Here is a 25,396-nt window from a genome sequence, read left to right on the forward strand (position 1 = left end):
CCGTATCGATCGAACCGCGGGAATACCGGTGTGCGGGGCTATTTCGCCGCGTTGGCCAGCACGGGCCCGAGTTTGTCGACGATGTAGGGCAGTGACAGCGGAGTCGGCTGGTTGATGGCGCCGATATCGGCGTTGTCCAGGAACACCACCGAGTTCTTGCGGACCGCGGGCAGATCGGCGTAACCCGGCAGCTGCCGGTATGCCGCGTCCTGGTTCACCGAGTATCCGGCGATCAACAGATCGGAGGTCAGTTCGCCGACCCGTTCGGGCGACAGCGAGACCCGTCCGCTGGACCCGGGCAGCTCCTGGATGTGCTGCGGAATGGTCATTCCCAGCCGGTTGAACAGCGCGCCCGAACCGTCCGCGGGATCGTTGAGCACCATGAGCTGAGTGGGGCCGGCCAGCCAGGTGCTCAGGAAGGTCTTGCCCTTCAGGCCGGGGTTCGCCGTGCCGACGGCGTCGACCTTGGCCCAGACGTCCGCGATGATCTTGTCGGCGTCGCCTTCCCGGCCGAGCGCCTTGCCCAGCGCGGTCACCTGGTCGGTCCAGGGGGCGCCCGCTTTGTCGGAGAGCGCGGGCAGGGTGGGCGCGATCTTGGACAGCTTCTCGTACATGCCCCGGTCGGCGATGAACGGATCGGCCAGGATGAGATCGGGCTCCACCGCCGCGACCGCCTCGGCGATATCGCCGCCGGTGTTCAGGGCCTCGGCCTGCTGCAACGACTCCGGCTCCCAGGCCGGGGACTTGCGCGCGAAAGTCGCGACATTGTCGATATAGCCGGCCGGGACGATACCGAAGGACTGCACGGTGTCGAGCCACTGGTTGCCCAGCGCGACGATCTTGGTCGGGGTGCCCTCGATCACCGTCTCGCCGTACGCGTGGGCGATGGTGACACCCTCGCCGGAGGACCCGTCGCTCGACCCGCCGCAGCCGGCCAGTGCCAGGGTGAGCACCCCGGCGAGTGCGACGAACACAGCTCGTGTCCGACCGCGGGACATTCGCACCGTCTTCATCGTCGACAATCCTCCTCAGCAAGGGCTGCCACCTCGGCAATCCGCGGCGGCAGCCCTAGCATAGGACAGGCTTGGCTAAGTTGGGTGCGTACCGGCATCCTGCGCCGGCGCTACTCGGGTGTGCGGGCGGGTCACAACCCGACGCGTTGGTCCTCCGGAAGGAAGAGCGCGTCGTTCTCGGCCACGCCGAAGGTCCGGTAGAACTCGGCGATATTGCGCACCACCTGGTTCACCCGGAACTCGTCGGGAGCATGGGTGTCACCGGCCAGCAGCCGCTCGGTGACCTCCGGCGTCATCTTGGAACGCCAGATCCGCGAATAGGACCGGAACATGGTCTGGTAGTCGGGATTCGTGACACCGCCTCGCTGCTCGGCGATCCGGTAGGCGGCCAGGGCGATCTGCAATCCGCGCAGGTCGGCGAGGTTCTCGCCGACGGTGAGGGCGCCGTTCACATGCTGCTCCGGGGCCAGCCCCTCGGGGACCAGCGCGTTGTACTGGTCGATGAGCTGCTGGGATTTGGCGTCGAAGGCGGCGCGGTCGGCGGGGGTCCACCAGTCGCGCTGGTTGCCGTCGCCGTCGAATTTCGAGCCCTGGTCGTCGAACCCGTGCCCGATCTCGTGTCCGATCACCGCACCGACCCCGCCGTAGTTGACCGCGATCTCGGCGTCCTTGTCGAAGAACGGCGGCTGCAGGAACGCGGCCGGGAAGACGATCTCGTTGCCGGTGGCGGAGTAGTAGGCGTTCACCGTCTGCGGTGAGGCGCTCCACTCGGTCTTGTCCACCGGCTTCCCCAGCCGGTCGAACGATCGCTTCACCTCGAAATCGTTGATGGCACGCAGTGATTCGATGATCTTGCCGCGGGTCACCTTCAGGGTGGAGTAGTCCACCCACTTGTCCGGGTAGCCGAGTTTGAGGCCGATCTTGTCCAGTTTCTCGATCGAGGCTTTCCGGGTCTCGGGCGACATCCAGCTCGAAGCGGCGAAGTTCTCCCGGTAGGCGGCTCGCAGATCGTCGACCATCGCCTGGACCCGTTCCTTGGCCTCGGGCGGGAAATGCTTGTCCACGTACAGCTTGCCCAGCTGTTCGCTCAGATTGCCGTCCACCGAACCGACGGCCGATTTCCACAGCTCCGGCCGCTGCTTCAGCCCGGACATGAGCCGGCCGTTGAAATCGAAATTGGCGTCGGAGATCTCCTTGGGCAAGACGTTGGCATACGCCGTGAGCACCGCCAGCTTCAGATAGTCCCGCCAGATCGCGATATCGGTCGCGGCCCAGATCTTGCCCGCCTCGGTGACGAACGACGGCTGGTTCACCACGACCTTCGTGAACAGGTCCCGGGGCCGGTCGGTGATACCGCGCAGCCAGGGGGCCCAGTCGTATTCCGGTGCCAGCGCGGTGGCCTTGTCCCAGTCGAACACGTTATAGGTGGCCTCGGCGTCGCGGTTGCGCACGTTGTCCCAGTGCGCGGCGGCGATCCGGGTCTCCAGCGCCAGCTGCCGCCCCGCGATACCGGCCGGGTCGGGCAGATCCGCGCCCTTGGCCAGCCGTTCCAGGTAGGTGCGGTAGCCGGCGAGTTCCTCGGCGAACTGCGGATCGCGGTAGTACTGCTCGTCCAGACCGATTCCGGACTGCCCTATCGAAGGGATGTAGGCCGTGGAGTCCTTCTGATCGATACTCACCCCGATGCCGATCAGTCCGCCGATCGGCAGCCGGCCCATCACCTCGGCGAGCGCGGGCTTGTCCTTGGCGTCGTCGATCTCGGCGAACATCGAATCGAGCGGGGTCAGGCCGAGCTGTTCGATCTCGTCCAGGTTCATCCGGGCGTCGTAGAGGTCGCGGATCTGCTGGGCCTCGGACCCGTCCTCCGGGTCGCTGATGCCCTCGATGATCTCCCGCAACTGCTGCTGGGTCCGTTCGCCGGCCTCGCTGAACGCGCCGTAGGAGGTCTTGTCCGGTGGCAGCTGGTATTCACGCAGCCATTTCCCGTTGACGTACCGGTACAGATCGTCCTGTGGCCGGATCGCCGGATCGGAACCGCTCATATCGACCGTGATCAGCTTTTTCGACTCCGCGTCGGCGCACGAGGCCAGCCATGCGGCGGCGGGCGCCAGCCCCAGGGCGACCAGGAATCCACGGCGATCGAGCACGAACCGACGATCCGACGATTTCAACGAAACCTCTCCCCGATGCGGGACCCGCACCTCACGTAGGCGAACCAGCCCCATGAGGCTACCGGCGCCCTCTCGCGGCGTCGCGCCGGGAGAGGCGCGGCACCCGGTACGGTCGACTTGCGAACGAGAGCTTCGCGGCGTCCGCCCCGCGCCGCCGCGGCGGGCCCCGAGCCCCCCGATTTCGGTCCGAACTGCGGATTCGCTATCCTTGACCGGTTGCCTGCGGGACCTGTGCCCGCGTTTCGGCCGCGAACCCCCGGTGGTTGATCCACGCGATCAGATGAAACCGCTGGTAGGCGCGCGTTCGGATGGTGACAGACCATGCCCGTCGGGTCGGCAATCCGGCGTGCTTTACGTCCAGGTCTAGGAGGCTGAAGTGATTCAGCAGGAGTCGCGGCTGCGCGTCGCCGACAACACGGGTGCCAAGGAGATTCTCTGCATCCGCGTTCTCGGTGGTTCGTCGCGCCGCTATGCCGGTATCGGCGATGTCATCGTCGCCACTGTGAAAGAAGCCATCCCGGGCGGCAACGTCAAACGGGGTGACGTCGTGAAGGCCGTCGTGGTGCGCACCACCAAGGAACGGCGCCGTCCGGATGGTTCCTACATCCGTTTCGACGAGAACGCCGCCGTGCTCATCAAGCCGGACAACGATCCGCGCGGCACCCGCATCTTCGGCCCGGTCGGGCGCGAGCTGCGCGACAAGAAGTTCATGAAGATCGTTTCGCTGGCCCCGGAGGTGCTCTGACATGAAGGTGCACAAGGGCGATACCGTGCTCGTCGTCTCGGGCAAGGACAAGGGCGCCAAGGGCAAGGTCATCCAGGCCTTCCCGCAGCAGAACCGGATCCTGGTCGAGGGCGTGAACCGGATCAAGAAACACGTCGCGAACTCCGCGAACCTGCGTGGCGCGTCCTCGGGTGGCATCGTTACCCAGGAAGCCCCCATCCACGTGTCCAACGTGATGGTCGTCGACTCGGACGGTAACCCGACCCGGATCGGCTACCGCACCGACGAAGAAACCGGCAAGCGGGTTCGGATCTCCCGTAAGAACGGGAAGGACATCTGATATGACCACCACCGAGAAAGTGCAGCCTCGGCTGAAGCAGCGCTACCGCGAGGAAATCAAGGACGCGCTGAACACCGAGTTCAACTACCCGAACGTCATGCAGATCCCCGGCGTGGTCAAGGTCGTGGTGAACATGGGTGTCGGCGACGCCGCCCGGGACGCGAAGCTGATCAACGGTGCGGTCGAGGACCTGGCCCTGATCACCGGTCAGAAGCCGCAGATCCGCAAGGCCACCAAATCCATCGCGCAGTTCAAACTGCGTGAGGGCATGCCGATCGGCGCCAAGGTCACCCTGCGTGGCGACCGGATGTGGGAGTTCCTGGACCGGCTGGTTTCGATCGCCCTGCCCCGTATCCGTGACTTCCGCGGTCTGTCGCCCAAGCAGTTCGACGGCAACGGCAACTACACGTTCGGTCTGAGCGAGCAGTCGATGTTCCACGAGATCGATGTGGACAAGATCGACCGCCCGCGCGGTATGGACATCACGGTTGTCACCACCGCGACCAACAACGATGAAGGCCGTGCCCTGCTCAAGCACCTCGGCTTCCCGTTCAAGGAGAACTGAGCACATGGCTAAGAAAGCACTGGTCAACAAGGCCAACCGCAAGCCGAAGTTCGCCGTCCGCGCCTACACCCGCTGCCAGCGCTGCGGCCGGCCGCACGCGGTGTACCGCAAGTTCGGCCTGTGCCGTGTGTGCCTGCGCGAAATGGCGCACCGCGGCGAGCTGCCGGGCGTGCACAAGAGCTCCTGGTGAGCTGACGCTCGGGCTGAGCGTCTTCAACTGAACAACACGCGAGGGCACGGACTTCACCAGTCCGTGCTCTTGCGTGTTCGTCGGCGGGTGTGATCAGATTCGCGCAAACAACGCTATGCACAGGCGCCGAGCGAGTCCGAGGCCTGTCGATGAGTGAGCAAGAAATCCGGTGTGGCTTCCTCCTCCGTAGCCCCGGGCGGGCTACTCTCTCATCCTCGGCAGTCTGCTATTGGGGAGCTGACGAGGAGGTTGGGCATGGTATGCATGCACCCGATCCCGCTCTGTTTCACCCGCGAGGTCGAGACCTAGATCGTTGGTGATGCGGGTGTAGCCCAGGTTCACCAAAACGTCGCCGAAAATTCGGTGGACCTTGTTTCCGCCGCCGACGATCAGGGCGGTGAGCAGTGGGCTTCCTGGGCGATTGTGGCGTTCCATCCGGGCCAGAGCGCGGGCCATGTCCTGGTGTTTCTGCCCGGCGGGGTGTGGAAGATCGCCCCAGGGCACTGTGCGGCCGGCGCGCGCGGCCTCCCGCAGCAGCGGCTCGAGCTTTGCCGCGAGACCAGTCAGCGGAGGCTGGCTTTTCACCCCGGCCTCGCTGTGCTTCCTGTTCCTGTTCTGCTCGCCGGACGTTCCACGCTGTCTGCTCAGTCCCGGAGCGGGCGTGGCCTGGACAACCTTCCCTCTTCGATTTCCGGGCTTGTTAGTGCGTTCACGTGGGGGCGGCGGCGACCATCGGTTCGAAGCGGACCGAGTCATGGACTGAGTGGGTTGGGCTGGGTGAGTTGATCGGGCATCGGGTTTTGCCGCAGCGGGTGCCTGCCTGATCGCATTGTTGTAATGATTCACGCGCCAGGTCGTTATCCGGTTCAGTCGCGCTTGTTCCGCTGTGAGGCCGCTGTGGCGGAGCCATTCCAGTTCGCGCTTGCGAACCTCCAGATGGGATTCGAGGTTGGTGAGATCGTCTCGCGCGATCGCCGCTTCCATATGGTCCAGAAATGGACGCACCGACTCCGCGAGAGTCGCATCGTTCGGCTGATCGGCAGAGGCTGCACGAATCAACGGCTCTTGCGGCGACTCCGGGGCAGGTACGGGGGCGGATCGATCAAGCCGCCGCGATTCGAACTTCTTCTGGTGCAACGCACGTTGCTCCCAAAGCGTTGGCCCGGTCACTCGGCCATTCGCATCGATTACGCACTCCGAGAGGAGTATCCATTCCTGCTTGCCCGCGCTCCCATCGAGTCGTACGAGTACTTGCCGAGTCCCTCCGCGGGTGCGACAGTCCGCTCGTAGCACCCATCCCTTGCGTACTTCGATGAACTCCGCAGTGCTGGACGCGCTCGGGCCGATCACCCAATGGACATTGGTGAAGCGCCGCCGCAACGCGCGATGTTCCAAACCCCACTGGTCTTCGCGAAGATTCGCGTACTGGATCCGGAGCACCGTCTTTCCGCGAGAGATCTGGGTGTAGGAGCACTGCTTGCCGTCCATCACGATTTCTTCCGTGATCTTCTCGTCGCCGCCCTTGCCGAGCAATCTGATCAGGCCCGCGCGGATGTACAGGTGGTCGGCGGAATCCTCCCGTCCGCTGCGATTGCACACCGGGCCGCCGGGGTGGTGCGCCCAGTGCGATTTCTTGGTCGCGCACACCTTGTGTGCCAGCGGCCAACCGCAGCCACCGAGGTAGATTCCACAGAAGAATCTCGCCCGTCGGTAGCGTCGCACGAACTTCTCGGCGTCCTGGTAGTCCGGTGGAAGGAAGGCGGGATCTTTCGATTGGCGACCGCCGATAACGGCGGTCACGACCAGCCGGTCATCGTCCACGTTATGGCTCCTGCAGTCTGACGACCCGACCCACGGACCAGCATGGGCAGGCTCCGGTCGCATCGATATCGATTCGCCGAGCGGGTCCCCGATCCAGACCGAAAGGACCGGGGACCGCCGGTTTCGAAGAGTGCCGAGGGTGGTCATTGGGCACCGACCCGATTACGTGTTTCGCGTCGGCGACTGTATATCCGCGGGACGTCGGCGTTGGTTACTACGACTGGGGGGGGCAGCCCGAGCTGAGCCTTCACCTTGTCGGCGGCAGTACGGACCGGCTGACGGTTGGTCACGACTTTGCCGTCCGCGGTGACGATGTTGCCCTGCCAGATCGTTGCCTGGCGCCGCCAATCGATTTCGGAGGCGAGCCTCTGGTATTCCCGCTGGCGCAATTCCAGATCAGGGCTCTTCCGGATCTCGTAGGCGACCCGGCCGATCACATTGAGGCCGGTGGCGGTCATGTTGATGTAATGCGTTCGGAAGTCCGCGACGCGGTTTGCCGGACCGCCGGTGGTGGGCAACTCGCAGATCTCACGCCACGGGTCCATGTGTTCGGACAGAGTCTCGATCAAAGCGACTGCATCCGCGACGAATTCGTCCCGGGCCGCCTTCTCGCCGATGATCTGGCTACTCTGCTTGCCCACCGAGACCTCCGACAACGCATAGTCGGCGAACATCAGTTCCTTGACGAACTGCCGGACCTGGTTCAGCAGGAACACCGCATTCGACGCCTTCGGCAGCGCCGAGGAGGTCGAATCGATGCGGCCACGGAAGAGGCGGGTGCCGTCGATGATATCGGCGAGGACGCCGTTGATCGGTTCGCGCGTGTTGTACACCGCCAGCAGGCTGGAAGGGATTGCCTTGGTCTGTGCGGCATCCGCAAAGTCCTGGTGGATGCGGCGAATGTCCGATTCGACGACGATCAGCACCGCAAGACTGTGCGCCTCGAAACCCGCATTCAAATCGACGAGCCCAGGCACCGAGGACCGTCCCGAACCCATACCCTTGATCGCGGCGATCCGATGCTGTCCATCCGTGACATTGAAGACGACGTTGTCGTCGATCACCATGAACCCCAAGCGATTCTTCATATTTCCACGTGGGATGTGCAGCGCGGGCAGTTCGCGGGCATTGAGGGTGACCGGTGGCAGTATGTAATCATCGGGGTTCTCCCGCACATAGGCGTTGATCGTCTTCACATGATCGGCCATCAGGGGGCGGTTGGTCTTGTTGCTGGGATCGCCGCCTTTCTGCACGGATTCCGCGACGACCTGACGGGCGAGGAACGAGAAGGGGAACGAGGTCGAGATCATCGTCCGCTTCCCTTGTTCGAACACGGTGCACGGGAATACCCGGGCCCCGGACGCGGCCGCGTCCTTCGAGGCGGCTTCGAGCGCGATGTCGAGCCCGTCGTGTTCCTGGATTCCCATAACGTTCGTGGTCATATTTCATCTCCTGACGTGGTTGGCCGGACACCGGACAGGTGTCCGTGGGGGATCGGTCCCGAGGGCGCACTCGGGACGGGCGGCCGAATAAATGCGCCCGGCCTGCTGGCCGATTGCCGGCAGCATCTCGTGGAAGTCAGCTCTGGAGCGTCCAGTTGCATCCGTCGACGGTGACGACATCACCGGCATTCAGCTGCACATAGGACGGCCCCTCGTACGACTGGATATCGAGGAGCCCGGAGGAGCGGGCGCCCTTGTAAGGGAGCCATTCGATGAAGCAGAACCCGTAGTCGTCGGTGCCGGGTCCATCGGTGACGTACAAGCCCGGTCGCACGTCGTCGCCGACGACCGGGGTGCCGTCGACGAGCGAGTCGCGCGGTTCGCGGATGCCTGACCGGTAACGAACGCTCCAGTGCAGCCGATGGCCAGCAGGGCGACACCGAGTCTTCGAATCATCGGAATTCCTAAGGGTTTCGGGAGCGGACCCCGCCGAGTGTGGGAGCCAGCGTGACGCTGAGAAGAGGATGGCCCAGACTTCATGAAGTTTCAAGAAAAATCTTTGATAACCCCTGATATCAGTACTCTTTGCTAAATCCCATAACTGATTGCCTACAGTTCCGCCTGTCGTCACGACCTTCGAAGCACGGGAACCAGGTCACGGCGACGCGATCCACCGCACAGCCACCAGCTCGACTTGAAAACCCTCTGAGGAGCACTGATGACCACCACCGTTTCGATCGTTACCGCTTTGGTCGGCGCCGTCCTGTTCGCCGCCGTCGGATACCTGATCGCCGGCGCCCGGCACGGTAGACGGCGAGCCGAAAACGAGACGGCGCGAACGCTTGCCGAAGAGCAGAGTCGTGCAGCCGGACGTCGCGCCGACGATCTGCGCGCCGAACGCAACCGCGCCACCGAACGCGCGGAGCGGTTGGAGCGTGAGAACGCAACGATGACCGCCGGGCGCCAGGGCCTCGACGAGCAGCTCGGCCAGTTGCGGTCCGAGTTGAGTTCCACGCGCGCCGAACTGCATCGCGCGGAAGGGGAAGTCGAACGTTTGCGCGCCGAACTCGCATCGGCTGGGCCCGCCGCGGACGAAACCCGGCGTGCTTTGCGCGATTCCGAGCAGCGGGCGACAGCCCTGCACGCCGTCGAGGAACAGCTGCGGGTGCGGATCCAGGAGATGGACAACGAACTCACCGCCTTGCGTACGGAAATCCGTTCCCTCCGAGAAGATTCCACAACACAGCAGGCGCTCCGGAAGCAGATCGAGGAGATGAGCGAGCAGAACCTGCAGATGCAGAAGGAAGCATTCGAGGCCCTGGGTAATCAGCTGCTGACGCGTTCGCAGGAAACGCTGGTCTCCGCCGCCGAGTCCAAGCTGGCTGCGATCAGCAAACCGGTACACGAAGGGTTGGCCCAGATGGGTCGTCAGCTCAAGGATTTCGAAGTCAGCCGGACTTCGATCGAATCGCGATTGCAGCAAGAGATCAAAGGCCTGGCCGAGGAAAGTGTTCGCAACCGGATGCAGACCAGCACCCTGGTGCAGGCGCTGAAGCGGCCGCAGACCCGCGGACAGTGGGGCGAGATGCAACTCAAGCGCGCGGTCGAATTGGCGGGCATGGTCGAACACTGCGATTTCGACCTTCAGGTGACGGTTGTGGGCGAGGAATCCGCACAGCGTCCCGATATGGTGATCAGGATGGCCGGCGGCAAGGACGCGATCGTGGATTCGAAGGTGCCGATGGAGGCGTTCGTCGCCGCTACCGAGGCCGCCGACGAGGACGAAGCGCAGCGGTTGTGGATCGAGCACGGAAAACAGCTGCGGAAACATGTGGACGCGTTGTCCGGGAAGGGCTATCACGCGAAGTTCGAGCGTTCGCCCGAGTTCGTGATCCTGTTCGTGCCGAGTGAGTCCTTCCTGGCACCTGCGCTCGAGCACCACCGGGATCTCCTCGAACATGCTGCCGCCAAGCAGGTGCTCATCGCCACTCCGGTGACGCTGATCGCAGCCCTGCGGGCGATCGCATTCGGCTGGAAGCAGGAGGCATTGCACGCGAATATGCGCGAGATCCAGGAACTCGGCACGTTGATCTACAACCGTCTGGCGACGATGGGTAAGCACCTGGAGACCCTCGGCACTGCTCTCGACAGTTCCGTGAAGGCATACAACGACGCAGTCGGCTCGATGGAGAGCAGGGTCCTGGTGACTGCGCGCAAGTTCCAAGATCTGAAACTCGTGGAGAAAGATCTTCCGGAACTGCGGCAGAGCGACCGGCTGACGCGGTCCTTCCGCAGTCCGGAACTGATCGAATCAGCTGCTACCGACCATATGCAGAACTGAGCCAGCTGGTTGGGGTTAGTAGAATCTGATATAGGGGGTTATCAGCGTAGTGGACTTTGTCACCACCTGAAGGGCGGTATTCTCAGCATCGGCACATGAAAGGAGGGCAGGACACCATGACAGGCGGACAGCATGCAACCTCCGGGGATGCCGGCACACGCGTCCTGGTGTCCATGTCCGAGATCGCCGCGATGGCCCGGGTTCGGCGGCCGGTGGTGTCCACTTGGCGGCGCCGGCACCGCGATTTCCCGGCACCGGCCACCGGGCAGGGTGACCGTCTTTTCTTCGACGGCGAACAGATCGCCCGGTGGCTCACCTCCACCGGCCTGGGCAATGCCGACGCCGAACAGCTGCGCACCGAACTCGTGCTGTACGGAATTGCCGCAGTACAGCACAGTATGGCGGCCGGTCGATTCCACTCGGTCGAGATCCTCGGCGCTTTGCTCTGCCTCCGTCACCTCGATGAGAAACCACTGTGTGACAACACGGTGGACGGTACGCGCCGGCAGTCTGCGGACCGCCTACTGCGCCGGGCCGAACGCATGGACCCCGAGGACGAGTTCCTCCTGCGGGAACTCCGCGCCGCCGGCGAGCAGACCGCACCGCTGGCCGTGCTCGCGGAGGACATGGTCGAAGCTGCCTACAGCGAGCACGGCGCCTACGAATGGCTGCTCGCCCACCGCGCCCGCCTTGAGCTCCCTGATCTCACCGCCGACGCTGTCGTTCCCGAACTGTTGCGGTTGCTCATCGACCTCGCAGAGCTCCCGGCCCGGATAGAACGCGACGACTCGATAACCCTCGCAGATCCACACGCCCGGACCGGCGACCTGTTGGCCGGTTTAATCCGCGGCACAGACGATGCCGGTGAAATCACCGTCCTTGCCGCAGAACCCGACGAGCGTCTCGCCCGGGTCACCCGGCGCCGCCTGCTGCTCGCCGGAGTCGATGAGGTGTCGCTCGACGTCCAGATCGGTCGCGACCTCGACGAGGACATCGGTTACCCCGATATCCTCGTCACCCAACTCCCGTATCGTCCTGGCGAAAGTCGTAAGGCTCTCACCGCCCTCCAGGAGCTGGACCGTATCGCTGTCCTCCTCGGACCGGGCTGCACTGCCGTGGTACTGGGCCCGGCCGACGCCCTGGTGGAAGCGCTGCGTGGTACCAGCGAAGCACAGGCCCGCGCCAAGCTGCTGCGGGCCGAGGTTGTGGAATCGGTCATCGCACTACCCGGCGGCCTACTCCCGTACCGGCCCGGATATCGTCCCGCGATCTGGACTCTCACTCGGGAACCTGTTGTCGCGACGAAAGGCTATGCCCTACTGATCGATATCAGCTCCGAGCCCCTCACCGAGCCGGTCCGCACCCGCCTCACCGAGGATGTCCTGCTCTGGCGCGCGGAAGGTTCCCGCAGGTTGGACGGACACGACCCGCGCTACGGACGGGCCGTGGAAATCGAGAAACTCGATCGTGCTTTCGGAGCGCCACTCACCCCGACTGCACCGCCCACTTCGGAGATCCTGGCGCGGCATGTTCGCGAGCGGCCCGCCCTGATCGCGGACGCCGAAATCCGACTGGAGCAGGCCACCGTCCAAGCCCGCACGCACGAGGAGTCGCACGGCCGATATCGCGGCCATGTGGTCCACCGCGCGACCCCGCGCCCCGACCCGACAACCCTCGGGAAGCTCATCGCCCAGGGCCGAGTGACCAAGGTCAAGGGCCATCGCATCGCCGCGGAGCACACCGGCCCGGACGGGCACCATTACGTGATCGGCCCGGACGAGATCACCGGCCGAACTCCCCTCGGCGCCCGACGGCTCGACCGAATCACCCTCGTCACCCACTACGAGCACGTCACGCTCACCGAACCCGGCGATATCGTCTACACCACCGCCCCGGAACTCGGTCTTCTCGTGGACGACGGTTTCCGCATTGCCGCTTTCCCTGCCCGGGTGCTGCGGGTGAATCCGGAGGCCCGAGCCCCCCTGACCCCCCGTGTCCTCGCCGCCTTGCTCGGCGCGGCCCGCGGCACGGCCCGTAGTCCGAGTGCGGTCCGTCCGGCCCGCCGCATCGAGGACTACCTGCTGCCCGATCTGAGCCCCGACGACGTGCGGCGTTTCGACGCCGTACTGGCCGAGATCGAACAGCGTGAGCAACTGCTCCGCGCGCAAGCCGAGGTACTCGCCGAGGTGCGCCGGCTCACCGTCGCCGGACTCGCCGACGGCACCCTCACCATCGACCCGACCATCACCACCGAACACCCAGGAAGAAGGAGCAATGCCCCCGCGTAAACGCGCCACCGGCCAAGCCGAACTGCCCGGTATTTCCAGCACCAAGGAAATCCAGGACATCCTCTGGAAGGCCGCCGACAAGCTCCGCGGATCGATGGACGCCGCCCAGTACAAGGAATTCGTCCTCGGCCTGGTCTTCCTGAAGTACGTCTCCGACGCGTTCGCCGAACGCCGCGCCGAACTCGCTGCCGACCCCGAACTCGCCGAGATCCCCGCGCACCGCCGCGAGGACTTCCTCGAGGAGCGTGACGAATACGCGGAGAAGAATGTCTTCTGGGTGCCCCCGACCGCCCGCTGGGACTACATCGCCGAGAACGCCGGCAGCGCCGCGGAAGGCGTCGGCAAACTCATCGACGACGCCATGAACCAGGTGATGAAGGCCAACAAGGCGCTCACTGGTGTGCTGCCGAAGATCTTCAACCGCGACAACGTCGACCAAAAGCGTCTCAAGGAACTGGTCGACCTGATTAGTGACGCGCGCTTCACGGGTCACGGTGATCGGCCGGCGCAGGATGTGCTCGGCGAGGTCTACGAATACTTTCTCGAGCGGTTCGCCCGCGCGGAAGGGAAACGAGCCGGCGAGTTTTATACGCCCGCGAGCGTAGTCCGCCTCATCGTCGAAGTATTGGAACCGTATAAGGGACGCGTCTACGATCCATGCTGCGGTTCCGGCGGTATGTTCGTGCAAGCAGAAAAATTTGTACTTCAACGTCAAGGGCGAGACCACATTCACGATCTTGCAATATACGGTCAAGAATCAAATGAACGGACGTGGCGGCTCGCGAAAATGAATCTCGCAATTCACGGGCTGGACCCGAAAGGGATCGGCGACCACTGGGCGTTTACCAATGTGGACGACAAACATCCTGATCTCAGGGCAGACTTCGTCATGGCCAATCCGCCGTTCAACGACAATAACTGGAATCCTAGCCCAAGTGATCTGAAATGGCGCTTCGGTGTACCGCCAAAGTCCAGTGATAACTACGCCTGGCTGCAACATATCGTGTCAAAACTGGGCGACCGTGGATCTGCTGGTGTGGTGCTGTCCAACGGCTCGATGACCAGCAAACTGTCCGGAGAAGGAGAGATTCGAGCCGCGATGGTCGATGCCGACCTCGTAGCTTGCATGGTCGCTTTGCCGGGCAACCTGTTTCGGACCACAACTATCCCGGCGTGCTTGTGGTTCATGGCGAAAGACAAGTCGCCACAGGGGGCTAAGGCGCTCCAAGACCGCCGCAATGAAGTCCTGTTCATTGATGCCCGAGCGGTGGGCACCATGCTCGACCGGACTGAGCGGGTCTTCACCGATGCGGACCTCGAAAAGATCTCCGATGTATACCACGCGTGGCGCGGTACAAGGTCAGCGAAGGAGAAACATCTTTCATACGAAGACGTCCCTGGTTTCTGTAGTACTGCGTCTTTGGAAGAGATCGCTAAGAACGACTATGTGCTTACGCCAGGAACCTATGTCGGCACAGTCAAAGTGGAGGAGGATCCCGACGCGGAACCGGTGGAGAAACGCCTTGCACGGTTAACGGATGAGCTTAGCGGACTTTTCGATGAGTCCTCAAGGCTGGATGCATTGGTGCGTGAACAGCTGGCGAGGATCAATGTCTAGGGAAAATTTCGTACTATTGAAGGAATTGCTGCGAGACACAAAGGACGGAGATTGGGGTCAAGCAGAACCCTCAGACGACCACGTTGAAGTGCATGTTATCCGCGGAACCGATTTCCCTCGGGTGCGCACAGGGAATAACATCACTGTCCCGGTGCGGTTTTTCTCAAAGCGAACTGCGCACCGGCGAATATTGGAACCAAATGACATACTAATCGAAACAGCAGGTGGATCTCGCGATCGCCCCACAGGGCGAACGATGCTTGTCACCGAGGAAATTCTTGCCCGCCTGCCTGGAAAGGCTAGTTGCGCAAGTTTTGCCCGATTCTTGAGAGTCGACCCAAGCAAGGCTGATCCGCGTTACATATATTGGTACCTGCAGAACCTGTACAACAGTGGAGCAATGTGGCGCCATCAGGTCCAACATACTGGTGTAGCTCGATTTCAATACACAAGATTCGCAGAGACTGAGGAGATAGCCCTTCCTCCTTTCTATACTCAGCGTGCAGTTTCAGATATGCTATGCGCGCTGGATGACAAGATCGCGGTCAACGAGCGCATCGCAGCCACGGCACGTGAGATCAACGAGGCCGAGTTCGAGTACGTACTTGGTCAAGATGAAACAGAGACGGTGCTGCTCCGTGAGATTGCATCTAAAATCACCCGAGGTATTGCACCAAAATATTCCGACTCTGACGATGATCTGATCGTGTTGAACCAAAAATGTATCCGGGATGGGCGGGTTAATATGGCGCCTGCTAGGAGGACTTTGAGAGAAAAGGCGAGCCCTGTGAAACGCCTGAATCGCCACGATGTGCTGATAAATTCGACCGGCGTTGGCACATTGGGTCGTGTCGCCCTCTGGACACGAACTGAAGAGGCCACTGTCGACACGCACATCACTATCGTTCGATTCGACCAGGATAAGGTTGACCAGGTTTGCGCCGGTTTTTCAGTCTTGCGCGCACAGCGAAACATTGAAGCCTTGGGTCAGGGGAGCACCGGCCAGACCGAACTCCGGCGAGTGCAATTGGAAAATTTGGAAGTTTCTCTCCCCACAATATCTCACCGGCCCGCGTTACGAGCAAAGCTCGACGCCCTGGAAGAGCGAGGCGGCGCAGCAATTCGCGAATCGTGCACGCTGGCAGAATTGCGCGACACCCTTCTCCCTCAACTCATGTCCGGCAAGCTGCGCGTTCGTGACGCGGAGCGAATCGTGGAGTCATCGACATGACCAGCAATACCCCCTTCGGTATCGGCGACAAGATGACCGAGTCAACCTGGGAGTTTCTCGCTCTCGACGAGCTCATGGAACTCTCCTGGAGGTGCTTGAACGGCAAGGGTATCGCGCCCGGCTCCGGGTACCGCAAGTCCTGGGACGATCTGATCCTGCATGACGAACTCCGCGCCGCCATCGAGCGCCTGAACCCCGACCTCCCTCCGAGCGCAGTCGACGAGGCCCTCCGTATCGCCACCGACCCGTCGTCCACCGAGGCATTCCCCGAGAACAAGCAGGCCCATGCCCATCTCGTCTCCGGTATCCGCCTCACCTACACAGACGATTTCGGCGCCGAACAAACCCCCACGGTCCGCCTGGTCCAATTCACCGAGCCGGCCGAGAACACCTATCACGCGGTCGACCAGGTCACCATCATGGACCGTGACTACAGCCGTCGCTTCGATATCGTCTTGTACGTCAACGGCTTACCGATGGTCGTCATCGAACTCAAGAGCGCCGCGGATGAACACGCGACGCTCAAAGACGCCCACGCGCAGCTCGCCACGTACGTCGCCGAGTTTCCTCTCGCCTTCCGCTACAACGTCCTGTGCCTGCTCTCCGACGGCATCACCGCCAAATACGGCACTACTTTCACCCCGTACGAGCATTTCGCCCCGTGGAATGTCGACGACGAAGGCCGCCGCGTCGACACCAACTCTCCCGATTACGACGGCCAGGATGCCCTGATTCTTGCGCTCCACGGCCTGTTCGAGCGCGAGCGCTTCCTCTCCCTGACAGCGAATTTCGTCAATTTCACTACCAGGACGAAACGCATCGCCAAGCCACACCAGTTCTTCGCCGTCACCGCCGCGGTCGAGGCGATCGTCGAGGCTTCACGCTCCACCGGCCAGGCCGGCGTGGTCTGGCACACTCAGGGCGCCGGTAAGTCCGAGGAAATGGTGGAAACCGCGGCCCAGGTCTCCCGCCATCCGTCGCTGAACAACCCGACCATCGTCGTCATCACCGACCGCAACGACCTCGACGATCAGCTCTACGACACCTTCCAGGACAGTCAGACGCTGCTCGGCCAGGCGCCTCGCCAGGTCGCGACTCGCGAGGAACTCCGCACCGAACTCGCCAACAACCGTGTCGGCGGCATCTATTTCACGACCCTGCAGAAGTTCGGGCGCACCAAAGAAGAACGCGACGCCGGCAAGGACCATCCCCGGCTCTCGGATCGCCGCAATATCGTGGTCATCGTCGACGAAGCGCACCGCTCCCACTACGACAACCTCGACGGTTACGCCCGCCACCTGCGCGACGCCCTCCCTTACGCCACTTTCATCGCGTTCACCGGAACCCCGATAACCCGGGCGGAGGCCAACACCTACGAGGTCTTCGGCGACGAGATCGACACCTACGACCTCAAACGCGCCGTCGATGACGAAGCCACCGTCCGTGTCTATCACGAACCCCGCGTCATCGACGTCTCCCTCCCGCCCGACGTCGACCCCGAGACCATCGACGAGAAGGCCAATGCCCTCACCGCGGAGATGGACGACGCCGAGCGCCGTCGTGCCATGCACTACGCCGCCACCATGAACACCATCTACGGCGCCCCGGAACGCATCGCCACCCTCGCCGATGATCTGATCGAGCACTGGGAGCGGCGCCGGGAACTCATGCGCCCGCAGATCGGCGGACCAGGCAAAGCGATGATCGTCTGCGCGACGCGCGAAATCTGCGTCCGGCTGTTCGACGCACTGGCCGAGCGGCGGCCGACGTGGGTGAACAAGGAGGTCGACAAGGGCGTCATGAAGATCATCTACTCGGGTGACCTCGCCGACCCCGAGCATCTGCGGGTGCACGCCCTGCGCAAGTCTCAGCAGAAGGTCATCCAGGCACGCGCCAAGGATCCCGACGACGAACTCGAACTCCTCATCGTCCATTCGATGCTGCTCACCGGCTACGATGCACCCCCCATCCATACCCTCTACATGGACCGCCCCATGAAGGGCGCCAATCTCATGCAGGCCCTGGCCCGCGTGAACCGCCGCTTCCGAGGCAAGGAAGACGGCTTGCTCGTCGGCTACGCCCCGCTCACCGCGAACCTCACCAAGGCCCTGGCCGAATACTCCGCCAGTGACCGTGAGGACAAAACCCTCGGCGCCGAAATCGACCGCGCTATTACGGAAGTCAAGAACGAACTCGACACCATCAAGGGCCTATTGCGACCCAGCAACTGGGAGAAGCTCCTCGCCGACACCACCGTTCCCGAACCCCGTCGGCGCACCCTGCGCATCGTCTCGAACTATCTACGCAGCCCAGCTACCCCCGGCAATCAGGTCGACCCCGGCACCAAACCCCTGTCCACCCGCTTCAAGGAAAGTGCCACCCGTCTCGACCGCTACTACCGCATCTGCGCGTCGAGCCGCGAGATCGCCCAACGCTGCGAGGACCTCGGCAACTGGCGCCGCGATATCGCCTTCTTCAGCGAAGTCCGGGCCTGGATGATCAAACTCGACGCCGCCGACCGGGAAGCGACCGGCCGGCCGGTCACCGCCGAGATCCGCCTCTACCTGCAGCAGCTGGCTGCTTCGGTGGTTGACGCCGACGACATCACCGACCTCTACGAGCAGGCCGGGATCGGACGGGTCGATATCACCGACCTCAACGAATCCCAGCTCCGGAAACTCGCGCAATCCGATACCCCGCACCTGGTGATCGAGGCACTGCGCCGACTGATCCAGCAGAAAATGCGCGAGGTCACCAAACACAACGTCATCCGGCACGACAGTTTCGCCAAGCGCCTCGAGGGCCTGATGGACAACTATATGCGGCAGCAACTCGACAGTGCCGAGATGATTGCCCGCATCGCCGCGATTGCCAAGGATATCCTCGCCGAGGCCCGCCGTGGCGAACGCTTCGACCCGCCCCTGAACGAAGCCGAACTCGCCTTCTACGACGCCGTTGCCAACAACGACATGCAGAAGCTCATCAAAGGCGGCGACACCACCCTGGCTGAAATAGCCCGCGCGCTCGTCAAGGATCTCAACAAACACCGTTCCATCGACTGGCTCACCCGCGAACCCGTCCGCGCAAAACTTCGCACCCGGATCCGCCGCGTCCTCGCCAAATTCGACTATCCGCCCGAGGGTGAACTTGAGGCCCTCGGCCTCGTCCTCAAACAGATGGAGACCTTCGCCCAGAAATGGGCCCTTGAGGACAGCTGACGCTCTCGGAAGACTGAAGCTCCCCCCGGGGGGGCTGTGCTCCTCTGGTAACGCGGCCTGCGCGATCGGTCGTCACGCTAGCGGCCCCCGCTGGGGGTTGCCGCCTTATCTCATCTCCGGGGGTCCAGGCTTCGGCGCATGCCGGCCAGTATCAGGTGCTCTGCCACCGACTTGAACCGCACAGGTGGACCGCACGGCCACCGCTCGTCCGGTTGGACCAGTTCCGGGATGGCTCCGACCGGATGCGGGGTCAATCGAGGAATCCGGTGATCTGTTCGCGGCTCCGGAACTAACCCGAGCCAAATGTTCGCAGATACCGGTCCTGGAACGCGCTCGTATACGGGTCAAGGCGTCGTCTGGGCCTGCGTCGTAGAGGTGGGTCAGCACCAAGTACGAACCTGGGGGCAGCATCCCGACCCAACCGCGGACAACGCCGGCCGGATCGTGATCGTTGTTGCGCACAGTGTGAAACAAAGACCCGAGCCACTTACGTGCGGAGCAGACCGCCGACGAGGAGCAGTAGCGATTGCTGCGTCTGTGTGCGCGCGGCTTCCTTGTCCGCGGCGTGCGCGACGATGAGACCCGCCTCGGAGACGGCGCTCAGCACGAGTTGGGCCAGGACCGGTACGGCGGTGTCGGTGATCAGGCCGGCGTCGCGGGCGCGTTCCAGTTCGGTGGTGATGAGGCCGAGCCCGTGGCGGGCCTCGAGTTCGCGCCACGCCTGCCAGCCGAGCACCGCGGGCGCGTCGAACAGCGCGATCTGGACCATTTCCGGCCGCTGGCATATCTCGAGGAAGGCGTTCAGGCTGACGGCCGTCGCGGTGAGGATGTCCGCGGGATCCACCGCTTGCAGAGCGCGCTCGATTTCGGCGGTGATCTCGGTTTCGAGCTGTTCCAGCACTGCCAGGAACAGGCCGCGTTTGTCGCCGTAGTGATGTTGCAACGCACCCCTGGTGACCCCGGCCTCGATCACCAACTGCTCCGCGGAGGTGCCCGCGAACCCGCGCTCGGTGAACAGCCGGCGTCCGGCTTGTTCGAGCGCGGTCCGGGTCGTTCGGGAGCGATCCTCCTGGCTACGGCGTGGCATGCAGCCGAGTGAACTCCAGAATCCGCTGGGTGAGCAACTCGGGCTGGTCCTCCGGGATCAATGTGTAGGAATCGTCGATCAGCTCGAGGGCGGCGTCGGGTAGATCGCGGACGAGTCGTTCGGCGAACGACACCGGGAACAATTTGTCCTCCCGGGCCCACACGGCCAGCACCGGCACGGTCACCGAGGCGAATCGGGTTGCGGCGTCCAGGGTGTAGCGGCGATGCGCGTGCAGCAGGAAACGCCGCAGATCGGCGCGGATGGCGGCCGAGTCGCGGCTGGGCCGTAGATAGGAGTCGACCGTCGCGGCCGGGACCGGGCGTTTGGACAACCAGCCCAGCGCGATCGGTAGCCGCTGAATCACGCGGTAGCGCAGCAGTTCGGTCATGAGCCGGGCCGACCCGCGGAAACGGGCGAACTGTGGCAGCAGGGTGAACGGCTGCGGCAGGAAGCTCTCGTAGGAGTCCGCCGCGGCGAGTACGACGCGGCCGATCCGTTGCGGGTTGCGGGCGAGCAGTACCTGGGTGATCGCGCCGCCGGTGTCGTTGGCGACGATCGTGACATCGGTGAGGCCGAGGTGCTCGAGGAATTCGGCGATGAGGTCGGCTACCCCGGTCGGAGTGAGATCCGCGTCCGGCACCGGGATCGAATGTGAACCGAGCGGCCAGTCCGGGGCGAGGCAGCGGTAACCGGCCGCGGCCACCGCGGGGACCACATGCCGCCACAGATCCGCGTTGACGAGCAGTCCGTGCACGAAGACCACCGGTGGGCCGCTCCCGGTGTCGCGGTACCGGATGGTGGCGCCGGTCAGTTCCGCGACCTCGCTGCGGCCGAGCTCGTTGCTGTTCGACATTGTTCCTCCCTGGTCGATTTCTCCAATACTTACATACATTCGGCATGCATGTCTATGGGTGAGTTGTACCGTTCGTTGTCCTATCTCTGAGCGGACCGGGACAAGAGGGATCGGCGGAAGGGATGCAGGCTCGCGCCGACGGGTGGTCAGCGCTATCGCGCGCCCGGACTCTGCGCCGGACGACGGCGGTGTGCTCCGTCGCGGCGGATGGTTCCGGGGCGACCGGTCGCGCACGCGGTATCGACGCAATCCCGCGATTGCCGAGTCCCGACCTGGGCTCCAGGTCCGGGGAACGACCTGCCGGGGCTGACGATCTGGCTCCGGACCGACAGCGGCAGCCGTTGTGGCGTAGTCGAATTGGTTCCCGGCGCTGAACAGAGGTGACCGGGCGTGGCGGGCTCGTCGTCGTTTAGTATCGCGGCTGTGAGGCATATCGCGCGGGCACCGGAGTTGGTGCGGCTGCTCGTGCTGGTGCTCGCCGTGATGGCGCTGACGCTCGAGATCCGCGACGGCCAGGCCCTGGACCCACGTGGGGCGGCGCAGGTCTCGATTCTGTCCGCTCCCGCCGCGTTGCCGGATTCGGTCATTGCCGAAGGCGAACCGTCGGCGGAGTCGAACGCGTCCATCGTGCATCGTCTCGCCGCCGGTGTTCGCGCGCCCGCGCTGCGCCCGCGGGTGGACGATATCTGGTTGGTGGCGCTGTTCCTCGCCGGTCTCCTGGTGGGGCTGCTCGGGCTACCGGGGTGGCGGCCGCGTGTGCCCCTGCCGGCAGGTGGGGCAGCGCCCACCGGGGGAGAAATTCTGCTGAGCATCTGCGTCTGCCGACGGTGATGGGCGGCCGTCGTGTCGACGGGCGCCGACCTCGATCGGTAGCTGTCCCGACCGAGGTCGCGGAGCGCGGAACCGGTTCGCTAGCGCGATGATCCGGCATTCGAGCGTCGAGTCGTCACTCGCCGCTGCCTGATACTCCCGGGGCCGGGCACCGGAGTCGTGCCCGCGCCGTCACGGCCTGTTCGCCGTTCACCGATCGATTCACCGTCGAGTGAGCCGCTTCCCGGGCATCGCTGATCACGCCCACCGCCCGCAATTCGAGGCGGTTCTGTTCGCGGCGCCGGAACTCCGCGCCCACCCATCCGGTTGACGTCGTCGACGCATCCGGTTGACGTCGTCGACGCATCCGGAAAAGAGCGTTCGTCCGGCGTCGGAATTCGCAGAAAGGACGCACCGAACCGAACAAGTGCACAGATACGTAGAGTTCGAAGCGCTGAATGCAGCGAGTCGAATCTCTTCCAGAAATGTGTCGCCCGCATCCCGTGGGTGACGAATGTTCGAGTTACGCAGAGCTATCGAATTCCGTAAAGGAGCATTTCCGTGAGACTTCATTTCCCGCTGATCGCCGCCGCCACGCTCGGCTGTCTCGGTCTCGGCGCCGGGCCGGCCGCCGCGCTGTCGGTGGAGCCGTCGTCCCAGGCGGTCACCGTGAACTTCACCGATGTGGAGGCGCGGGCGATCGCCGTCCTGAATCTCGGGCCGGTCCTGGGGGCGATTCCGCCCAATTTCACGGCGGAGGCCAAGCAGCGCCTCGGCGAGAACATCGCCGAGTACGCCGAGCGGGCCGCCGCGACACCGGGCTCGACGCTGTCGGTCATCATCGATGAACCGATCGCCGCGCCCGCGGGCGTCGGGGTGACCGTCACTCGCTGATCCGCTGGATCGGGTCACCGCTCGACCGGCGAAATCGATTGTCGCGGGTCGAGCGGTGCCGAGCGGACCCGCTCGGCACTTCCCTCGCTCGGACCCGGAGCGAGATCATCGTGAACGGATGTCCGCCCAGCTCGGACCCCTGTGGGTTTCGCGGCGATCCAGGTGCGTCGTCGATCGAGCGCTCGACGAGTTCGGCGAGTTCGAAATCCCGCCGCGGTGCGGTCAGGCGGGATCTGCCCGGCCGGTGGCGGCGAGCAGGGAAAGCGCGGCGTCACATGTCTGCTCGCGGACCTGGTCCGGGCCCTGGTAGGCGGCCAGGGTCGTCGCGCCTTCCATCAGGATGAGCAACTGGCGGCCCAATACGTCGGGGTGGGCAGAACCGGCCCGGGCGGCGATATCGATGAACAACTCCAGGCAGCGGTCCAGATGCCGCGCCGTGATTGCGCGCACCGCGTGGTCGTAGTGCTGGGACGCGGCATTGACCATCGCGCAACCGCGGAACGCGGGCTCGCGGTACCACTCACCCAGTGCCCGGAAAACCGCGGTCAGGCGCGCGGCCGGATCCTCGCCGGCCGCGGCGGCCGCCTCGGTCAGCCAGGTGACGACCTTGTCGCTGCGGGCCTCCAGCACGGCCCGGACGAGCCCGTCCTTGGTGCCGAAATGCCGATACAGCGTCTCTTTCGAAATGCCCAGCCGCGTCGAGAGTTCGGCTACGCCGACGCCGTCGATCCCGCGGGCGTAGAGCAGGGGGGTCGCGGCTTCGATCACGGCGGCACGGGTACGGGCCGGGTCGATCGTGGAGCCCTTGGCTACTGGCATGGAATAGATGGTACCGATTGGTTCCATGAACTGCTATCGTTCGATAGAACTGATCGGTTCCATCTAGGAGTGTCATGGCGAGTGCCGGTGTAACTGCGGTGGCGCGGCCGATTCCGCAGGCCGTGTGCCTGGCCTTCGGCACGGTTTCGGCACTGGGGTTGGGCAGGTTCGCCTATGGACTGCTGCTACCTGTCATGCGAGAGGATCTCGGGTGGAGCCTGAGCGCGGCGGGGGTGCTCGCCACCGCCAACGGCTTCGGGTACCTGATCGGGGCGCTGGCCACCACCCGGGTCGCGCGGCGGATCGGCTCCGCGCGAACCTTCCGGTGGGGAATGGTCCTCACCGCCGTCTCGCTCGCCGCCACCGGTGTCAGCGGCGACTATCGGTTCCTCCTCGCCCTACGCGCCGTCGCCGGGATATCCGGCGCGGCCGTCTTCATCAGCGGCGGGGTGATCGCCGCGCGGATGGCGGCGCGCGCGGCATCCGGATCCCCGATCACCGTGTATTTCGCGGGTACCGGGCTGGGCATCGTCCTGAGCGGTGTCGCACTGCCGATGCTGGGTGACCATTGGCAAACGGCGTGGTTCGGCTCGGGCGTCGCCGCGGGCCTGGCGGCGGCGATCTCCTGGCATGCCGCCCGCGACGACGAGACGATTTCGCCCCGGTCGGGCCGGGCGCGCCTGCGCCCGCTGCGCCCGACGGTGCTGGCCTACCTCTTGTTCGCGGCCGGTTACATCACCTACATAACCTTCCTCTCCGCGCACCTCGCCGCGCATGCCGCCGGAACAGTGCAAGTCGTGATCGCCTGGGCGACAATGGGTCTCGCAGTGCTGGCCGGCCCGATCATCTGGAGCCGGCCGATATCCCGCCGACCGCTCGACCGGGTGCTCGCTCTCGTACTCGCTCTCCTCGCGGGCAGCGCGGCGCTGGCGCTCTGGTCCGCGGCCGTTCCGGCGATGTTGGCCTCGGCGGCCGTCTACGGGGCGACCTTCATGACTGTTCCCGCGCTGGTCACCGCCCTCGTCAAGAACAACACGCCGCCCGCCGACTGGACCGCCACACTGGCCGCCTGCACCACCGTTTTCGCCGCCGGGCAGACCGTGGGCCCCTGGCTCGCCGGCCTGCTCGCCGACCACACCGCTACCACCGCGCCGCTGCTCTGGACCGTGCTCCTGTGCGCGACCGGGTCGGTGATCGCGACAGCGCAATCGATTCCCGCTCACAGCGACGAGGAGAACGACCATGACGACCTTCGTACTGATTCCCGGTATGTGCCACGGTGGCTGGTGCTTCGAGGAAATCACCGAGCGCCTGCGCGGGCACGGTCACCGCGTAGTGCCGCTGACGCTGACCGGGGTCGGTGAGCGCAGCCACCTCCGGCACGCCGGAGCGAACCTGGACACCCATATCGAAGACGTCACCGCCGTGCTGTCCGCGGAGAACATCCACGACGCCGTGCTGGTCGGCCACAGCTACGGCGGGATGGTGATCACGGGCGCCGCCGATCGCGCACCGGACCGCGTGAAATCGCTGATCTATGTCGACGCGATGGTCCCCGGGAACGGCGAGTCCTGCTGGGACCTCGCTTCCGAACAGGAGCATCGCTGGTACCTCGACGTCGTGGAATCCGGCGATGCCATTCGCCCGCTCCCGTTCTTCGATCCCCGCGCCACCTCCCACCCGCTCGCTTCGGTGCTCCAGCCCCTGCGGCTGGCCGGCGACCTCGCCCATATCCGTGACCGGACCTATGTGTACGCCGCCGGTTGGGCGACACCGTCCCCTTTCACCGCGGCCTATGAACGGCTGCGCGCGGACCCCGGCTGGACCACCCACGCCTTGGCGGGAGGCCACAATCTGATGCGCGACGCGCCGGCGGAGCTACTGCGGATCCTGCTCGAGGCGGCCGATCTCGGCACCGGAGCGCGGCAGCACGCCGACCCGGTGCGGTGAGGTCCGGTTCGCGGGCGCTCG

Annotated in this window: 21 protein-coding genes; 13 read left to right on the top strand and 8 right to left on the bottom strand. The window is 64.5% G+C overall.

Features of this window, described 5'->3' with window-relative positions:
- Positions 1-38: 38 nt before the first annotated feature.
- Positions 39-1,013 carry an ABC transporter substrate-binding protein gene (locus OG804_RS26120; protein WP_328390851.1) on the bottom strand — a complete coding sequence of 325 codons (975 nt, stop codon included), beginning with the start codon at positions 1,011-1,013 and terminating at the stop codon, positions 39-41.
- Between the two features lie 131 nt (positions 1,014-1,144).
- Positions 1,145-3,160 (bottom strand): M13 family metallopeptidase, encoded by a 2,016-nt coding sequence (locus tag OG804_RS26125; RefSeq protein ID WP_328390853.1) that lies wholly within the window; start codon positions 3,158-3,160, stop codon positions 1,145-1,147.
- Between the two features lie 400 nt (positions 3,161-3,560).
- On the opposite strand from OG804_RS26125, the gene rplN reads away from it, so the two are divergent.
- The 4 genes from rplN to OG804_RS26145 are packed head-to-tail and all read left to right on the top strand — an operon-like array spanning position 3,561 to position 5,003.
- The gene (gene rplN / locus OG804_RS26130; protein ID WP_058857048.1) at positions 3,561-3,929 is read left to right on the top strand and encodes a 50S ribosomal protein L14; all 369 of its coding nucleotides are present in this window, start codon (positions 3,561-3,563) and stop codon (positions 3,927-3,929) included.
- Position 3,930: 1 nt separating this feature from the next.
- The gene (gene rplX, locus OG804_RS26135) at positions 3,931-4,248 is read left to right on the top strand and encodes a 50S ribosomal protein L24 (RefSeq protein ID WP_033244256.1); all 318 of its coding nucleotides are present in this window, start codon (positions 3,931-3,933) and stop codon (positions 4,246-4,248) included.
- A gap of 1 nt (position 4,249) precedes the next feature.
- On the top strand, positions 4,250-4,813 hold the full coding sequence (rplE, locus tag OG804_RS26140) for a 50S ribosomal protein L5 (protein ID WP_328390859.1): 564 nt from the start codon (positions 4,250-4,252) through the stop codon (positions 4,811-4,813).
- A gap of 4 nt (positions 4,814-4,817) precedes the next feature.
- Complete coding sequence (locus OG804_RS26145) at positions 4,818-5,003, top strand: type Z 30S ribosomal protein S14 (protein WP_014349101.1); 186 nt, start codon at positions 4,818-4,820, stop codon at positions 5,001-5,003.
- 201 nt (positions 5,004-5,204) lie between these two features.
- Here the strand turns inward: OG804_RS26145 and OG804_RS26150 are convergent, their stop codons facing one another.
- The 3 genes from OG804_RS26150 to OG804_RS26160 form a co-directional block, all read right to left on the bottom strand.
- A complete protein-coding gene (locus OG804_RS26150; protein WP_328390861.1) occupies positions 5,205-6,824 on the bottom strand; it encodes a hypothetical protein in 1,620 nt (539 codons plus the stop codon).
- 143 nt (positions 6,825-6,967) lie between these two features.
- Entirely contained in the window at positions 6,968-8,266 is a 1,299-nt protein-coding gene (locus OG804_RS26155) for a DNA sulfur modification protein DndB (RefSeq protein WP_328390862.1), read from the bottom strand.
- 136 nt (positions 8,267-8,402) lie between these two features.
- The gene (locus OG804_RS26160; RefSeq protein WP_328390864.1) at positions 8,403-8,600 is read right to left on the bottom strand and encodes a hypothetical protein; all 198 of its coding nucleotides are present in this window, start codon (positions 8,598-8,600) and stop codon (positions 8,403-8,405) included.
- A gap of 384 nt (positions 8,601-8,984) precedes the next feature.
- On the opposite strand from OG804_RS26160, the gene rmuC reads away from it, so the two are divergent.
- The 5 genes from rmuC to OG804_RS26185 all read left to right on the top strand — a co-directional run bounded on the left by rmuC (position 8,985) and on the right by OG804_RS26185 (position 18,962).
- Entirely contained in the window at positions 8,985-10,607 is a 1,623-nt protein-coding gene (gene rmuC, locus OG804_RS26165; protein WP_328390866.1) for a DNA recombination protein RmuC, read from the top strand.
- 116 nt (positions 10,608-10,723) lie between these two features.
- Positions 10,724-12,895 carry a hypothetical protein gene (locus OG804_RS26170; protein ID WP_328390868.1) on the top strand — a complete coding sequence of 724 codons (2,172 nt, stop codon included), beginning with the start codon at positions 10,724-10,726 and terminating at the stop codon, positions 12,893-12,895.
- Positions 12,882-14,513: a type I restriction-modification system subunit M gene (locus tag OG804_RS26175; RefSeq protein WP_328390870.1), complete on the top strand. Its 1,632-nt coding sequence runs from the start codon at positions 12,882-12,884 to the stop codon at positions 14,511-14,513. Before OG804_RS26170 ends, OG804_RS26175 begins: the two co-directional genes overlap by 14 nt.
- 256 nt (positions 14,514-14,769) lie before the next feature.
- Positions 14,770-15,744 carry a hypothetical protein gene (locus OG804_RS26180; RefSeq protein ID WP_328390872.1) on the top strand — a complete coding sequence of 325 codons (975 nt, stop codon included), beginning with the start codon at positions 14,770-14,772 and terminating at the stop codon, positions 15,742-15,744.
- Entirely contained in the window at positions 15,741-18,962 is a 3,222-nt protein-coding gene (locus OG804_RS26185) for a type I restriction endonuclease subunit R (RefSeq protein ID WP_328390874.1), read from the top strand. The genes OG804_RS26180 and OG804_RS26185 overlap by 4 nt, the downstream gene beginning before the upstream one ends.
- Positions 18,963-19,449: 487 nt before the next feature.
- Here the strand turns inward: OG804_RS26185 and OG804_RS26190 are convergent, their stop codons facing one another.
- The gene (locus OG804_RS26190) at positions 19,450-20,049 is read right to left on the bottom strand and encodes a TetR/AcrR family transcriptional regulator (RefSeq protein WP_328390876.1); all 600 of its coding nucleotides are present in this window, start codon (positions 20,047-20,049) and stop codon (positions 19,450-19,452) included.
- Complete coding sequence (locus OG804_RS26195) at positions 20,036-20,902, bottom strand: alpha/beta fold hydrolase (protein ID WP_328390878.1); 867 nt, start codon at positions 20,900-20,902, stop codon at positions 20,036-20,038. The genes OG804_RS26190 and OG804_RS26195 overlap by 14 nt, the downstream gene beginning before the upstream one ends.
- A gap of 423 nt (positions 20,903-21,325) precedes the next feature.
- On the opposite strand from OG804_RS26195, the gene OG804_RS26200 reads away from it, so the two are divergent.
- Positions 21,326-21,733: a hypothetical protein gene (locus OG804_RS26200; protein ID WP_328390880.1), complete on the top strand. Its 408-nt coding sequence runs from the start codon at positions 21,326-21,328 to the stop codon at positions 21,731-21,733.
- A 540-nt stretch (positions 21,734-22,273) separates the two neighbouring features.
- Positions 22,274-22,606 (top strand): hypothetical protein, encoded by a 333-nt coding sequence (locus OG804_RS26205; protein WP_328390882.1) that lies wholly within the window; start codon positions 22,274-22,276, stop codon positions 22,604-22,606.
- A 222-nt stretch (positions 22,607-22,828) separates the two neighbouring features.
- Here the strand turns inward: OG804_RS26205 and OG804_RS26210 are convergent, their stop codons facing one another.
- Complete coding sequence (locus tag OG804_RS26210) at positions 22,829-23,425, bottom strand: TetR/AcrR family transcriptional regulator (RefSeq protein WP_328390884.1); 597 nt, start codon at positions 23,423-23,425, stop codon at positions 22,829-22,831.
- Between the two features lie 74 nt (positions 23,426-23,499).
- Here OG804_RS26210 and OG804_RS26215 point away from each other — a divergent pair, with 74 nt between their 5' ends.
- Together OG804_RS26215 and OG804_RS26220 are read left to right on the top strand one after the other, a co-directional pair.
- Positions 23,500-24,789 (top strand): YbfB/YjiJ family MFS transporter, encoded by a 1,290-nt coding sequence (locus OG804_RS26215; RefSeq protein WP_328390886.1) that lies wholly within the window; start codon positions 23,500-23,502, stop codon positions 24,787-24,789.
- Positions 24,695-25,375: an alpha/beta fold hydrolase gene (locus OG804_RS26220; RefSeq protein ID WP_328398755.1), complete on the top strand. Its 681-nt coding sequence runs from the start codon at positions 24,695-24,697 to the stop codon at positions 25,373-25,375. Before OG804_RS26215 ends, OG804_RS26220 begins: the two co-directional genes overlap by 95 nt.
- The last annotated feature ends 21 nt before the right edge of the window (positions 25,376-25,396 follow it).

Origin of the sequence: Nocardia sp. NBC_00416, from assembly GCF_036032445.1 — a bacterium.
In the GTDB taxonomy this organism is placed as follows: Bacteria; Actinomycetota; Actinomycetes; order Mycobacteriales; family Mycobacteriaceae; genus Nocardia.

What these genes read in the sequence shown, in the direction of transcription:
- OG804_RS26175 (WP_328390870.1), top strand. Translation starts at nt 12,882, where the DNA reads ATGCCCCCGCGTAAACGCGCCACCGGCCAAGCCGAACTGCCCGGTATT.
- OG804_RS26155 (WP_328390862.1), bottom strand. Translation starts at nt 8,266, where the DNA reads ATGACCACGAACGTTATGGGAATCCAGGAACACGACGGGCTCGACATC.
- OG804_RS26170 (WP_328390868.1), top strand. Translation starts at nt 10,724, where the DNA reads ATGACAGGCGGACAGCATGCAACCTCCGGGGATGCCGGCACACGCGTC.
- OG804_RS26195 (WP_328390878.1), bottom strand. Translation starts at nt 20,902, where the DNA reads ATGTCGAACAGCAACGAGCTCGGCCGCAGCGAGGTCGCGGAACTGACC.
- rplE (WP_328390859.1), top strand. Translation starts at nt 4,250, where the DNA reads ATGACCACCACCGAGAAAGTGCAGCCTCGGCTGAAGCAGCGCTACCGC.
- OG804_RS26180 (WP_328390872.1), top strand. Translation starts at nt 14,770, where the DNA reads ATGCTTGTCACCGAGGAAATTCTTGCCCGCCTGCCTGGAAAGGCTAGT.
- OG804_RS26120 (WP_328390851.1), bottom strand. Translation starts at nt 1,013, where the DNA reads ATGAAGACGGTGCGAATGTCCCGCGGTCGGACACGAGCTGTGTTCGTC.
- OG804_RS26185 (WP_328390874.1), top strand. Translation starts at nt 15,741, where the DNA reads ATGACCAGCAATACCCCCTTCGGTATCGGCGACAAGATGACCGAGTCA.
- OG804_RS26145 (WP_014349101.1), top strand. Translation starts at nt 4,818, where the DNA reads ATGGCTAAGAAAGCACTGGTCAACAAGGCCAACCGCAAGCCGAAGTTC.
- OG804_RS26215 (WP_328390886.1), top strand. Translation starts at nt 23,500, where the DNA reads ATGGCGAGTGCCGGTGTAACTGCGGTGGCGCGGCCGATTCCGCAGGCC.
- rplX (WP_033244256.1), top strand. Translation starts at nt 3,931, where the DNA reads ATGAAGGTGCACAAGGGCGATACCGTGCTCGTCGTCTCGGGCAAGGAC.
- OG804_RS26220 (WP_328398755.1), top strand. Translation starts at nt 24,695, where the DNA reads ATGTGCCACGGTGGCTGGTGCTTCGAGGAAATCACCGAGCGCCTGCGC.
- OG804_RS26190 (WP_328390876.1), bottom strand. Translation starts at nt 20,049, where the DNA reads ATGCCACGCCGTAGCCAGGAGGATCGCTCCCGAACGACCCGGACCGCG.
- OG804_RS26210 (WP_328390884.1), bottom strand. Translation starts at nt 23,425, where the DNA reads ATGCCAGTAGCCAAGGGCTCCACGATCGACCCGGCCCGTACCCGTGCC.
- rmuC (WP_328390866.1), top strand. Translation starts at nt 8,985, where the DNA reads ATGACCACCACCGTTTCGATCGTTACCGCTTTGGTCGGCGCCGTCCTG.